This is a genomic window from Sediminicola sp. YIK13 (assembly GCF_001430825.1).
Lineage (GTDB): Bacteria > Bacteroidota > Bacteroidia > Flavobacteriales > Flavobacteriaceae > Sediminicola.
In genome coordinates this window covers 1,816,863-1,828,876 of sequence record NZ_CP010535.1, presented here as the reverse complement: position 1 = coordinate 1,828,876, position 12,014 = coordinate 1,816,863, and the positions used below count along the sequence as shown (strand labels likewise).

At 43.7% G+C, this 12,014-nt stretch carries 12 protein-coding genes; 4 read left to right on the top strand and 8 right to left on the bottom strand.

All coding sequences use genetic code 11. The features are described 5' to 3' along the window. Positions 1-303: 303 nt before the first annotated feature. The 4 genes from SB49_RS08085 to ppsA all read right to left on the bottom strand — a co-directional run bounded on the left by SB49_RS08085 (position 304) and on the right by ppsA (position 5,207). Positions 304-1,269, bottom strand: a complete 966-nt coding sequence (locus SB49_RS08085; RefSeq protein WP_062055531.1) for a 1-phosphofructokinase family hexose kinase — start codon at positions 1,267-1,269, stop codon at positions 304-306. Then, positions 1,262-1,843, bottom strand: coding sequence for a hypothetical protein (locus tag SB49_RS08080; protein ID WP_145758370.1), 582 nt, complete (start codon positions 1,841-1,843; stop codon positions 1,262-1,264). The genes SB49_RS08085 and SB49_RS08080 overlap by 8 nt, the downstream gene beginning before the upstream one ends. 43 nt (positions 1,844-1,886) lie before the next feature. Further along, positions 1,887-2,738, bottom strand: coding sequence for an OmpA/MotB family protein (locus SB49_RS08075; protein WP_062055527.1), 852 nt, complete (start codon positions 2,736-2,738; stop codon positions 1,887-1,889). Between the two features lie 63 nt (positions 2,739-2,801). Next, entirely contained in the window at positions 2,802-5,207 is a 2,406-nt protein-coding gene (gene ppsA, locus SB49_RS08070) for a phosphoenolpyruvate synthase (RefSeq protein ID WP_062055525.1), read from the bottom strand. Positions 5,208-5,428: 221 nt separating this feature from the next. Between ppsA and SB49_RS08065 the strand changes: the two genes are divergently transcribed. After that, positions 5,429-5,632 (top strand): dodecin family protein, encoded by a 204-nt coding sequence (locus SB49_RS08065; RefSeq protein WP_062055523.1) that lies wholly within the window; start codon positions 5,429-5,431, stop codon positions 5,630-5,632. Positions 5,633-5,690: 58 nt separating this feature from the next. On the opposite strand, the gene SB49_RS08060 is transcribed toward SB49_RS08065, so the two are convergent. Genes SB49_RS08060 through SB49_RS08050 form a run of 3 tightly spaced genes read right to left on the bottom strand, consistent with a single transcriptional unit; the run spans position 5,691 to position 8,162 of the window. Continuing rightward, the gene (locus tag SB49_RS08060) at positions 5,691-6,320 is read right to left on the bottom strand and encodes a phosphoribosyltransferase (RefSeq protein WP_062055521.1); all 630 of its coding nucleotides are present in this window, start codon (positions 6,318-6,320) and stop codon (positions 5,691-5,693) included. Between the two features lie 4 nt (positions 6,321-6,324). After that, a complete protein-coding gene (locus SB49_RS08055) occupies positions 6,325-6,978 on the bottom strand; it encodes a dienelactone hydrolase family protein (RefSeq protein ID WP_062055519.1) in 654 nt (217 codons plus the stop codon). Positions 6,979-6,989: 11 nt separating this feature from the next. Next, complete coding sequence (locus SB49_RS08050) at positions 6,990-8,162, bottom strand: polymer-forming cytoskeletal protein (RefSeq protein ID WP_062055517.1); 1,173 nt, start codon at positions 8,160-8,162, stop codon at positions 6,990-6,992. A 128-nt stretch (positions 8,163-8,290) separates the two neighbouring features. Between SB49_RS08050 and SB49_RS08045 the strand changes: the two genes are divergently transcribed. Next, positions 8,291-9,310 (top strand): quinone oxidoreductase family protein, encoded by a 1,020-nt coding sequence (locus SB49_RS08045; RefSeq protein ID WP_062055515.1) that lies wholly within the window; start codon positions 8,291-8,293, stop codon positions 9,308-9,310. A gap of 17 nt (positions 9,311-9,327) precedes the next feature. Then, the gene (locus SB49_RS08040; protein WP_062055513.1) at positions 9,328-10,215 is read left to right on the top strand and encodes an SDR family oxidoreductase; all 888 of its coding nucleotides are present in this window, start codon (positions 9,328-9,330) and stop codon (positions 10,213-10,215) included. A gap of 3 nt (positions 10,216-10,218) precedes the next feature. On the opposite strand, the gene SB49_RS08035 is transcribed toward SB49_RS08040, so the two are convergent. After that, positions 10,219-11,064, bottom strand: a complete 846-nt coding sequence (locus SB49_RS08035) for a universal stress protein (protein ID WP_062055511.1) — start codon at positions 11,062-11,064, stop codon at positions 10,219-10,221. A gap of 301 nt (positions 11,065-11,365) precedes the next feature. On the opposite strand from SB49_RS08035, the gene SB49_RS08030 reads away from it, so the two are divergent. After that, complete coding sequence (locus SB49_RS08030; protein ID WP_062055509.1) at positions 11,366-11,983, top strand: CDP-alcohol phosphatidyltransferase family protein; 618 nt, start codon at positions 11,366-11,368, stop codon at positions 11,981-11,983. Positions 11,984-12,014: the final 31 nt, after the last annotated feature.

The window sequence follows — 12,014 nt, the reverse complement described above, 5'->3', positions numbered from 1 at the left end:
ATTTAAAATGACCTACATCAGTTTCCAGAAATTTAACATTTTTTGTAAAAGAAACCGGGATTTTTAGATCCCGGTTCTTTAGAAGGAAAAGATAGGCCATTAGGGCTATTTATAGCATACGCCCTTATAATTTGGGCCAACACAATAAACTAGCTGAGTAGCTTATCTTTATCCTCCTTTATACTGGCAAAGGGTTCCCCCAAAACCTTCACCAATACATTTAAAACAATATTTTTAAGAACAGTGCTAAAGTATTTGATAGCGTTATTAGATAAAATGATTTATATCAGTTTTGAAAATATTTTAACTTTTTTCATGTGTTTTTTTACCCAGCTTTGTATGTTTTTTTACCCAAGCATAGAGTGCATCAACATCTGCTCTTTTGCACAGCTCCCCATCTGAGGTCATAGTCGCAGCAGTACCACAGGCTACCCCATATTGTACCATTTCTAAAAATGATAGTCCCTCCACAAGGCCAAGGGTCATCCCGGCGACCATACTGTCTCCTGCTCCAATTCTGTTTTTCTGAAGTACCATTGGAGCCGGAATAAAAATACATTGATCCATAAAAACCATCAAGGCGCCTTTGGCACCCATGGAAACCACCATGATGTGACAGGAATGTGTGGCCATAAAACGGACGGCTAAATTTTCCAATTCGGTAAAGTCGATATAGGATTTGTTCAGTAGGGAGCTAAATTCACCCAAATTTGGTTTAAGAAGAAAGATGGGAGCTTTTACTGCCTCCTTAAGCTCATCTCCTTTGGTGTCCAAAATTAGCAATGCCTTTTTTTTATGTGCAATTGCTGCCACCTGGGCAAAATAAGTGGTGGGAACCCCAGGTGGTAATTTACCACTGGCCACTATATAATCACCTTCATTTAGTTGTGTTTCTATCAGCCTTAAACTTTCCTTCCATTCATTTTCCTTCACAAAAGCCCCTGGTACGCCAAAGCGATATTGTAGTTTGCGCTTCGTATCCGTTACCGATAAATTTTCACGTGTTCTACCTTCCTGGGACACCACTTTTTGTTCAATGCCCCTTACGTCCATTAATGACTGCATGTGCACCCCTGAAGCCCCGCCAGCAAGATAAATGGCAATGGACTTGCCTCCCAGGTTTTGTAAGGCCCTGGAGACATTAATGCCGCCACCCCCTGGAAAATAAATGGGGGCGGTACAGCGCAATTTGCTATTTGGTTCCATCCCATGCACTGTGGTAGTTTTATCTATTACAGGGTTAACGGTAAGGGTGATGATGTCATTCATGGGCCAGTTGTCTTGCGGTTTTTCTTCCTAAACCATATGCATTTTCCACAGCCACCTTTACATTGGACCGTTCTGTACGGGTGTCCTCATTGGGTCTCATCAGCCAAAACACCTGTGAAGACAGTATATTTGCTTTTTTTTCACCGAGTTTCTGCTCCAAAAGGCGTTGGGACCTATTGGTAGAGCCACTCCCCAAGGTGATGGCCAATACATTTTTATTCTTCAGGTTCCCATGGCGCTTAATAAATCGACTAGTGGGCCAGTCCGGGGCCCAGTTATAGGTATTGGCACAGAAAACATAAAGATCAAAGGTGTCCTTTGTCATCTCCTCTGCGGCGGCAATGGTGGCCAATTTCGCGGACCATCCCTCTTCTTTAAGTCCTTTTGCTAAAGAGGTACACACCTGTTCGTCCAAATTATAGAACAAATCTGGGTTGTATACGATTAAGGCCTTATTGGGGCTGTTTAATTCTCCAATAAATATAGTGTTCGCAGCTCCCTTTCTTTCGGCCAAGAGGGTAAGGATAATCCATAGTATAGCAATTGAACCGAGTGTAAAAAGTGCTGATTTCATCTTTCCTTTTTTATGTTGCATCCCATAAATTAGTTTTATTCCACTAATTTCCTGCAGCTACAGGGGGTTCCAGTAATTCGAAAAATTGGTCTAGTTTAGGTAAAATAATAATTTCGGTCCTACGGTTCAAGGCCCTTCCCTTAACGGATTCGTTCGTGTCCTTGGGGATGAACTCGGAACGGCCTCCCGCGGTCATTCTTTCTGGCTGTACCCCAAACTTGGTCTGCATTAACCTTACAATAGAAGTGGCCCTTTTTACACTTAAATCCCAGTTGTCCACCATACACTCAGTAGAAATAGGAACATTGTCTGTGTGTCCTTCTACCAGGATATCCAGTTCATTATGATCATTGATGATCTTGGCAATCTTACCGATCACTTCTTCGGCCCTATTGCTTATTTGATAGCTGCCAGATCGGAAGAGCATCTTGTCGGAAATAGAAATATAAACAACACCTTTTTTTACTTCAATGCTGATATCCTCATCGTCAAAATTATCCAGGGACCTTTTGAGGTTCATTACAAGAACCAGGTTAATGGAATCTTTACGTTGCATGGATGATGTAAGGTCCTTGATATATTTATTTTGCTCGTTAAGTGCTTCCAGGGATTTTTTTATGCTTTCCGCACCAGACTTGCTAACAACCGATAGGTCGGACAGTCTTTCCAATAAATTGGTATTGGTACTTTTGAAATAAGCTATTTCTTTCTCCATGCCCTTGGTCTTATTTATCTCATTGGCCAGGTTGGTCTCTAACAACACACGTGCATTCTCACTGGTTTTTAGATCATTTTCACATGCTTCGGCCCTGTTAAGCGCCTGTGTATAATTCTTTTGGCTTACACAGGAAGTGAATAGAGCAAGGATGATTACGACAAAAATTGGAGTTTTCATTTTAGGTTGTTTTTAAGGTTGATGTATAAGTACATCAGGGATTATATAATTTTTCTTCACCCTTTAACGTGTTAAAGAAGTCTTGTCCATCATATCAGCTACCATTTGGCTTTTTTCTGCCATGTTCATGTTCTCTATTCCTTGAATGAGTGCATCCGGGTTAAAGGAAATACTGTCTATCCCTTGCCTTACCAAAAAAGCCGCAAATTCAGGAAAATCGCTTGGTGCCTGTCCACATAGTCCAATCTTTGTGTTTGTTTTCCGTGCTGCGGAAATAGCCATGGCTATCATCTTTTTTACCGCAGGGTTGTCTTCATCAAAAAGGTGTGCCAATAAATCGGAATCCCTATCGATGCCCAAGGTCAATTGGGTAAGGTCATTGGATCCTATGGAAAACCCATCAAAAATGGCTGCAAATTCCTCGGCGAGGATCACATTGCTGGGGATTTCTACCATAGTGTAGATTTCGAGGCCCAAATGCCCTCTTTTCAAACCGTTATCTTTCATGAGGGCAATTATCTTTTTGCCCTCTTCCAGGGTTCTGCAGAAAGGAACCATTACCTTTAGGTTGGTCAGGCCCATGGTTTCACGCACTTTCTTAATGGCGGCACATTCAAGGGCAAACCCTTGTTTGTACATAGGGCTGTAATACCTGGAGGCGCCCCTAAAACCCAGCATGGGATTCTCTTCCCGGGGTTCAAATTCTTTCCCGCCCAAAAGATTCGCATATTCATTGGTCTTAAAATCGCTCAACCTTACAATGACTTCTTTTGGGTAGAAGGCAGCGGCAATTGTACCGATCCCCTGCGCCAGACTATCTATAAAATATTCTGATTTATCGGGGTAGCCTTTAGTGATCGTCTCAATATTTTTTTTGGTGGCCCCCTTCTTTAATTTTTCAAATCGCACCAGGGCCATAGGGTGGATTTTCACCAGATGGGTAATGATAAACTCCATCCGTAATAAGCCAACCCCATTATTGGGATAGAAGGATAGGGGAAAGGCGAGTTCTGGATCTGCCAATATCAGTTTGGCCTCGGTTTTGGGAAGTTTTATTTTTGAAAAGTCGATTTCTGTTTCTTTAAAAGGGAGCTTTCCTTCATAAATGTATCCCGTCTTGCCCTGGGCACAGGTCAAGGTGATATGGCTGTTGTTGGAGATGGCCGTAGTGGCGTTTCCACAACCCACGATGGCCGGCACCCCCAGTTCTCGGGCAACAATGGCCGCATGACTGGTTCTGCCTCCCTTATTGGTAATGATGCCCCCAACCTGCTTGAGTAAGGGGTCCCAGTCTGGGGTTATGGTATCGGTCACAATAATGGTGTCTTTGTCTAAAAGTCCCGTGTTCTTGGGAGATTTTAAAAGGACAGTGGTGCCTGTTTTGATCATGGAACCCACAGCATTTCCTTGGGTGAGTAATTTACCTGTTTCTAACAGCTGGTAGGAAATATGAATGTTTTTGTCCTTTGTTTGGTGTACCGTTTCCGGGCGTGCCTGTAGTATAAAAAGTTCCTCGGTGAGTCCGTCCTTGGCCCATTCAATATCCATAGGTTGGTTATAATGCTCCTCTATCAATAAGGACCAATGGGCCAAAGCAATGATCTCGGTATCGGTCAATACAAATTGGGCTCTTTTTTCAAAAGGGGTCTGCTTATTGACAGTGGTGGCAGGGTCAATTGTGGTGGCATAGGTCATGGTCAGTTTCTTGTCGCCCATTTTTTTCTGGATGATGGGGTATTTGCCTTGGCGCAGGGAGGGCTTGAAGACATAAAATTCATCGGGATTGATTACCCCCTGGACAATATTTTCTCCCAGACCCCAAACTCCTGAGAGCAGCATGGCGTTCTCAAATCCAGATTCCGGCTCAATCGTGAACCCTACGCCCGAGCATCCAACATCGGAGCGCACCATGAGTTGAACCCCTACCGACAGTGCGATGTCGTGATGTTTGAATCCGTGGTCTTCCCTATATTTAATGGCCCGGTCGGTGTAAAGGGAGGCGAAACATTTCTTTATGGCTTCCAGAACCTTTACCTCTCCTTTAACATTCAAAAAGGACTCATGTTGTCCGGCAAAACTGGCATCGGGGAGATCTTCGGCCGTGGCGCTACTTCTTACAGCAACGGCCCTAGGGATTTCCCCGCTCAGCTTTTTATAGGCGTTGACGATGGCCTTATAAAATTCGTCGGATATGGTCCCTTCCAAAATTAGTTCCCTCGCTTTTTCTCCTATGAGGTCCAAGTTGGAAAATTTGGACTTGTCCAACTTCGCCATCAGGTTTTCCAAGGGGTGCCTGATCTTGTTTTCGTCCAAAAATCGCCAAAAGGCTGTTGAGGTAGTGGCAAAGCCATTGGGCACGCGAACCCCTTTGGATGTCAGTTGGTTATACATTTCTCCCAAAGAGGCATTTTTGCCCCCTACATGGGCGATATCCTTGATGCCTATGGTACTGAATTCTTTGATATACATCTTTGTTTCTTTATGATACAACCAAAGCTAGGAGATGTATTAATTCTACCCTATGACCTTCATCATTAGAGTGCAGGGGGGAGTTGACCATTGGCGGAATTGTTTTTTTGATCAATTTTGAGCTCACATGATGTAGGTCATAGTATACTATCTACAAGAACAATACCTTGGCAGGGATATAACATATTATACACTAACCTTAATTTTTAAATCAACGTATTATGTCCGTATTAAAAGTGATCGAAATCTTGGGCAATTCCAAAACGAGTTTTGAAGATGCCGTTCAGAATGTCATTACTGAGGCCTCTAAATCGGTAAAGGATATTAAATCTGTTTATGTCCAGGACATGCAGGTTTCTGTTAAGGACAACAAAATTGCTGAATATCGTGTCAACACCAAAGTAACTTTCGGTATCAAGAATTAGTCATCTTGCGATATTTGGTTCAAGGCGCACTAAAACGTTCTCTTTTAGTGCGCTTTTATTATGTTTGGTGAATAGATTCTTCCAAAATTGAGATGGCCTCTGCATCTGAAACCTGCTGGAAATTTTGATAAAATTGCCCCACTGCATGAAAGTTATGCGGTGCCAACAGGCAAATCACCTGGTCTATGTACGGGGATGCTTCCAGTCTGGGAATGGTGGACCTTGGTGCAACCGGAATGGCAACTATGGTTTTCTTTGGCTTTTGGGCATGTACCAGCTCTGCCGTCACAAGAATTGTATTTCCCGTGGCTATGCCATCATCCACTATAACGACCACTTTATTTTCCAGGGATTCGGGTTCTCTATCTTTATAGTATTGTTGGTGCCTAATTTTTAATTTGGCTCTTATCTTGGCCGTTTCTTTTGCGATATACCCCTTTTCAATTTCTGCCGCATCACTAAGTATGACATGTTCCATACTTACAGCCCCAATGGCATATTCTTTATTGTAGGGATGCCCTATTTTTTTAGAAAGGGCAACATCCAAGGGAGCATGTAATGATTTAGCGACGATGGACCCCAGGGGAAGTCCCCCCCTTGGAATGGCAAGTACAACAACGTCTTTATCCTTGTGGTCCTTTAGCTTTGCCGCTAATTGAAGTCCGGCATCTATACGGTCTTTAAACATAATTTCATTTTTTTGAGGTTAACCAAGTAACAAACCATTTTGCGGACCTTTCGGCCACTTCTTTCAATTTTCCGGGCTCCTCAAAAAGGTGGGAGGCCTCGGGAATGATTTCCAGCTTTCGCCTACATCTTAATGCATCGTATGCACTCTCACTTAATTTTATAACCATATGGTCCCAGCCCCCTACCAATAATAGTGTTGGGGCCTTTACCATGGCTAAATCCTGCATGGCCAAATCCGGTCTTCCCCCTCTGGATACCACTGCTCCAACGGCATCCCCATAAAAGGCGGCGGCACGAAGGGCGGAGGCTGCGCCGGTACTGGCACCAAAGTATCCCATAGGTAGGTTTTTGGTAGGGCCGTACTGTTGCAGCCAATCGGTTACTTCAATAAGGCGTTGGGTCAATAGATCAATATTGAACCTTGTTTCATAGACGCTATCTTCCTTTTCTGTAAGTAGATCGAAAAGAAACGTGCCCAGGCCCTTTTTTTGAAGTATTTCGGCGACGTAGTTGTTTCTGGGGCTTAACCGACTACTACCGCTGCCATGAGAAAAAATGACGAGCCCTAGGGCGTTTTCCGGTAGAAACAGCATGCCTTTTAAGGTGACTTTCTTTAACCTTATATCCAGGGTATTGTTTGTGACTGCAACTGACATAACTCCATATTTTATACTACTACTTTCTTTCTACTTATCACCTTCTTGATAATGAGCCCATAGGTAAAGCTCAATGCCACAACGGAGATGATCCACCCTACAATCGGAATGAGGGTTACCAATCGCAGGATAAGCGCAAACCCCAGCGTTAAAAATACCATAGCCCAGAATCCCCACTGCTTTTCTTTGCGTTGGTTCAAATAATAGGTGAACAGCAATGCGGCGAGAATATGCCCGAAAAGGAGGCTAAACAGGTAGGTGACCAATATGAAGAGTCCTATGGGAATTCCGATAAGGGTGATAAACGTAATTACGATAAGCAATGGTAACCCAAATAAATAGATCAGGCCATTGCCCAAAACATTCCAGGTATTGCCTTCCATATCCGTCGTTATGGTTGGAAATTGGTTTTTGAACATGGCATGGAACAGAATGATGATCAAAAATATGGATAGGATGTAAAAAAGGGCCAGCCCAAACGAGAATGCTCCTAATTTGTATATCGATAGTTCCTCTTCCTCCATACGAAGATCTTCCGTATAGGTCGCGGTGGTGCCCACAAGGGCATTCTTAAAATCCACTTCCCCTTCTTTGGTCCAATAGGTAACCTCCCCGTGGAATTTGGCGTTGTTGCCTATGGTGAGGTGTTCCGCTGTGATTTGGGTATTTCCCATAAAATCCCCGTCGAGGTAAATTTCGCCTCCGCTTATTTTTGCATCTTTTCCTATGGTCCCATAAATGGAGGCCTTCCCGGCAGAGGCTTTCATCGTCCCCATTACATCCCCATTTACCTGTAGCTCTCCAGAAAAGGATATAAGATTACCGTGGATGATGCTATTGTTACCGATATGTATTTTACCTCCCGCTACCACAACGTCATCACCAATTTCAGCATCTATCAGCAAGTTTCCCCCTGCGGCACGTACATCATCGGCAACATAGCCCTTAAAGGTGAGTTCCCCACCGGCAACAATAAGGTCTTGACTTATGGAATCTAAAACAAAAATGGTACCTCCACTGGCGACAACATCACCTTGGACCTTATTGTTGATATTTACGGCTTCACCTGCCAGATAAATATCATCATCTTGAGGTTGCGTTATGGTTACATTTTCACCCGATTTGAATTGCGCATGGGAGACAAAAGCGAAAAAAAAAGCCCACATCCATATATATGTTTTCATATTACAGAATTTATGGGGGACCTGTAATCAAATAAAAGGCGAATCATTTGATTATCAAATGACTTCGATCAGCTGAAAGTTTCACTAGGTTGGTTACCTTTCTTTAGGGTAATTAAACCAAGAAATATATGAGAGCAGCCTTTTTGGTAAAATACGGAGCATCCCAAACCGCTTTTGAGGTTCGGGAAACAGAAAAACCCATTCTTTCTCCGGATCAGGTATTGATAAAAGTAGCTGCATTTGGTCTCAATTTCGCCGATGTCATGGCCCGATTGGGGCTTTATAAGGCAGCACCGCCCTTGCCGGCCATTCTCGGGTACGATGTTGTGGGTCACGTTGAAGAATGCGGTTCCAATATTTCAAGGCTAAAAGCTGGGGATAGGGTAGTGGCATTGACACGTTTCGGGGGATATGCGGAATATGCCGTGGCTGAGGAAGCGATGGCGCACAAGATCCCGGAAACCTTTTCTGCCGGAATAGCCGTAGCCCTGGCTACCCAATATAGTACGGCCTATTTCTTATCCCATACCATGGCGAATCTGCAGGAAGGTGATAGGGTGTTGGTACATGCGGCGGCAGGCGGTGTGGGAACGGCCTTGGTACAACTGGCATTGTTGAAAAAATGCATGGTCTTTGGTACCTGTAGTTCCATGGAAAAAATAGAATATGTAAAGAAGCTCGGGGTACACCATCCCATTAATTATAAGAAGGTCGACTTTGAAAAGGAGGTGCGCTTGCTCAATAAGGATACCGGCTTAGATGTGATTTTTGACCCGGTGGGGGGGACTTCCGTGCGAAAGGGATTCCGACTGTTGGGAGCAGGAGGGAGGTTGTTGACTTTTGGAGTGTCCTCCATGAATAAGAACCCCTCCTTCTTCGGGAAATTAAAGGTGTTGTTTCAATTCGGGGTCTATCATCCCCTTCAGTTTTTGGGAGGATCCAAAGGGATGATCGGGGTGAACATGCTAACGGTTGGGGAGGAAAGACCGGATAAGGTGGCCAATGCCATGAAGGCTGTAATTCAATTGACCGAGAAAGGCGATTTAAACCCATTTGTGGGTGCCGAATATAAAATAGAACAGTTGGCGGAGGCACACCAATTTTTGGAATCTAGGAAATCCATGGGAAAAATTGTGGTAAAATGGTAAACAATAAATGAAAGGTAATGGGAAACGGGTTTTTTAAAAATAAGGTGGCCATTGTCAGTGGTTCCAGTATGGGCATAGGAAAAGCCATAGCCCAAGAATTATTGAATCTGGGCGCCAAGGTGGTGTTAAATGGAAGGGACAGGCAGCGATTGGAGCATACGGCATTGGAATTTAGGGAACTGGGTTACGATACCCTGCCCGTGGTTGCAGATATCCGTTTTCCTGCCCAATGCAGACAATTGATAGATAGTGCGGTAAGCACCTATGGGGGACTTGATATTTTGGTGAACAATGCCGGGATAAGCAGCAGGGGCAGTGTGGAGGATATGGCCGATTCCAATTACAAAATTATTGCCGAGACCAATTTTAACGGATCCGCACATTTAAGTAAATACGCCATCCCCCATTTAAAAATATCAAAAGGACATATCATCTTTATCAATAGCGTTGCCAGTTTTAGGGGCATGCCCTACAATGCAGCTTATAGCACCTCTAAAATGGCACAGGCCGGGTTGGCAGAAGCCTTACGGATAGAGTTGTCCGACAACGGGGTGCACGTAGGGATTACGTATGTTGGTTTTACCGAAAACGATCCCAAAAAGACCATTTTGGATGCGGATGGCTCTTGGATCTATCTTCCCAAACGGACAAATGAAAAACTCGATACCCGTGAACACGTGGCCAAAAGTGTCTGCGTACAGATCGCCATGCGCAAGGACTCCATAACATTAACGGGTCTTGGACATCTGGCAAAGGTGATCACCCGCTATTTTCCACTGTTGGGGCATTGGATACTTTGGTGGAACAGGGTAAAGATCAAAAATGAATATACCATGATAGGAGGGGCAAGGGCAGAGGTACATATTTCCAATGCACCACCAAGGGATGTAGAGGAATTGATTTGAGTATTAAAGACCCCCCACCTTAAAGCACATAAGAGGAATGGTCAAGTAAGATTCCATGGCTATGACAAGGTCTTTGTGCATCAATTTTCGAATAAGGCTGCCATCATCACGTTCCAGCATCCCCAAAATGGATACATCAGATCGTTCTATATAGGTATGGAGTGCCTCCAGGATATTCTCGGATAATATACGTTCAAAATCCATGGGTTTATAGTCCACTTTTTGCTCCAGCATTTTTTGTAACCATGCTACCTGTCTATCCTCTTCGTATTCATCCTTAGTGGTAATGTGTACAATTTTTATGGATGCCTCGAAGGGTTCGGCAATTTTCACCAGCTGTTGGATGGCAAAAATATCGGCATCTTCAAAATCAGTGGCATAGACCAGGGTGTGCAATGGGACGAGGGTTGTATTTTCGGGAACCGTCAAAACGGTACAAGGGGCTTTTTTTATCAACCCAGTGGCCGTACTCCCCAATAATAATTCCTTGAGGGCGCTGCCGCCCTTAGTGCCCACAACCACCATATCCGGATCTAGAGATACAATGGCTTCAAGGATGCCGTCCGTACTGGATCTATTCTCTATGGCGATCACTTGGCGGTTGGTCACAATGGGCTTGTCTTTTAAATGCTCATAACAAAAGGCCTCCAATTTCATTTTGTGAACCTCAAACAGCTCCTGTTCTTTTTTTAAATACGCCAAAGAAACTTTGGTGGCCAGGGACATGGGATGGTCAAACACATGGAGGACCAGCAGCTTGGCGTTTAGTTTATAACATAGACTATTGGCATATAACAGGGCTGCAACGGAATTTTTTGAATAGTCAGTGGCATAAAGTATAGTTTGCATAAGCTCAAGATTAGTTGTGTATGAAGCTATGGCATAAAAAGAGGGTGTGAAATGATAAAAGTCAATCTTTATCGAACATGGGCCACATGATATCCATCATTTTATTTGAAATAGGGGAAGGGTAGCTTTGAAGGAAGTTGTGGCAATATGCTGTGCCTTGCAATGGAATATATGTATTCAAGAGATCCATTGGTAGGAAGGTGTCTTTATTTGGTCACAACCAGTAGTGAAAAATGGATCATATTTTAGGTTTGAAAACCATGAATGGAATTTTTCGTTTGTAAGATTTTAAAAGCCACAAATGTTCAGATTTGATAAATACAATATTGCTGATTGGTTTTCCTTTTACAGAATAGTTGCCGTGCCCTTACTTTTGGGCCTGGTCTGGTTGGGGGAGCGACAACTGTTTACCTGGTTTTTACTGATCAGCTATAGTACGGATGCTATTGATGGCTTTCTGGCGCGGAAGTTAAATCTTGTCAGTGCCAGGGGTTCCCAATTGGATTCTGTTGGCGACCAGATCACCCTGGTCATGGGACTTATTGGCCTGATTGTTTTTGAGACCGACTTCATGAAGGCCAATTACGGCCTTATCCTTTTGGCTTTTATTCCCTATGTGCTGCAGATGATCATTGCCTTTGTTAAATACGGCAAGGCCACAGCTTTCCATACCTATCTCGCCAAGACGTCTGCCGTGTTACAGGGGGTGTTTATTTTATGGTTATTGTTTTTTGGTCCGGTCTACTGGTTGTTCTATACCATGATCATCATAGGGGTGTTGGAAACCATAGAGGAGATCTCCCTCATATACATGTACCCACATTGGGTAAAGGACGTCAAGGGTATTTTTTGGGCACTCAAAGATGACCGAAGAACGGCCAGAAGAAAAACGGCCAAGGAGAATGGGGTTTCACAATGATCAAAGAGCGATGAGAAATGAGTAGTGAGAA

Coding starts and splice junctions, on each gene's coding strand:
- SB49_RS08085 (WP_062055531.1), bottom strand. CDS start 1,269: ATGAATGACATCATCACCCTTACCGTTAACCCTGTAATAGATAAAACT.
- SB49_RS08080 (WP_145758370.1), bottom strand. CDS start 1,843: ATGAAATCAGCACTTTTTACACTCGGTTCAATTGCTATACTATGGATT.
- SB49_RS08075 (WP_062055527.1), bottom strand. CDS start 2,738: ATGAAAACTCCAATTTTTGTCGTAATCATCCTTGCTCTATTCACTTCC.
- ppsA (WP_062055525.1), bottom strand. CDS start 5,207: ATGTATATCAAAGAATTCAGTACCATAGGCATCAAGGATATCGCCCAT.
- SB49_RS08065 (WP_062055523.1), top strand. CDS start 5,429: ATGTCCGTATTAAAAGTGATCGAAATCTTGGGCAATTCCAAAACGAGT.
- SB49_RS08060 (WP_062055521.1), bottom strand. CDS start 6,320: ATGTTTAAAGACCGTATAGATGCCGGACTTCAATTAGCGGCAAAGCTA.
- SB49_RS08055 (WP_062055519.1), bottom strand. CDS start 6,978: ATGTCAGTTGCAGTCACAAACAATACCCTGGATATAAGGTTAAAGAAA.
- SB49_RS08050 (WP_062055517.1), bottom strand. CDS start 8,162: ATGAAAACATATATATGGATGTGGGCTTTTTTTTTCGCTTTTGTCTCC.
- SB49_RS08045 (WP_062055515.1), top strand. CDS start 8,291: ATGAGAGCAGCCTTTTTGGTAAAATACGGAGCATCCCAAACCGCTTTT.
- SB49_RS08040 (WP_062055513.1), top strand. CDS start 9,328: ATGGGAAACGGGTTTTTTAAAAATAAGGTGGCCATTGTCAGTGGTTCC.
- SB49_RS08035 (WP_062055511.1), bottom strand. CDS start 11,064: ATGCAAACTATACTTTATGCCACTGACTATTCAAAAAATTCCGTTGCA.
- SB49_RS08030 (WP_062055509.1), top strand. CDS start 11,366: ATGTTCAGATTTGATAAATACAATATTGCTGATTGGTTTTCCTTTTAC.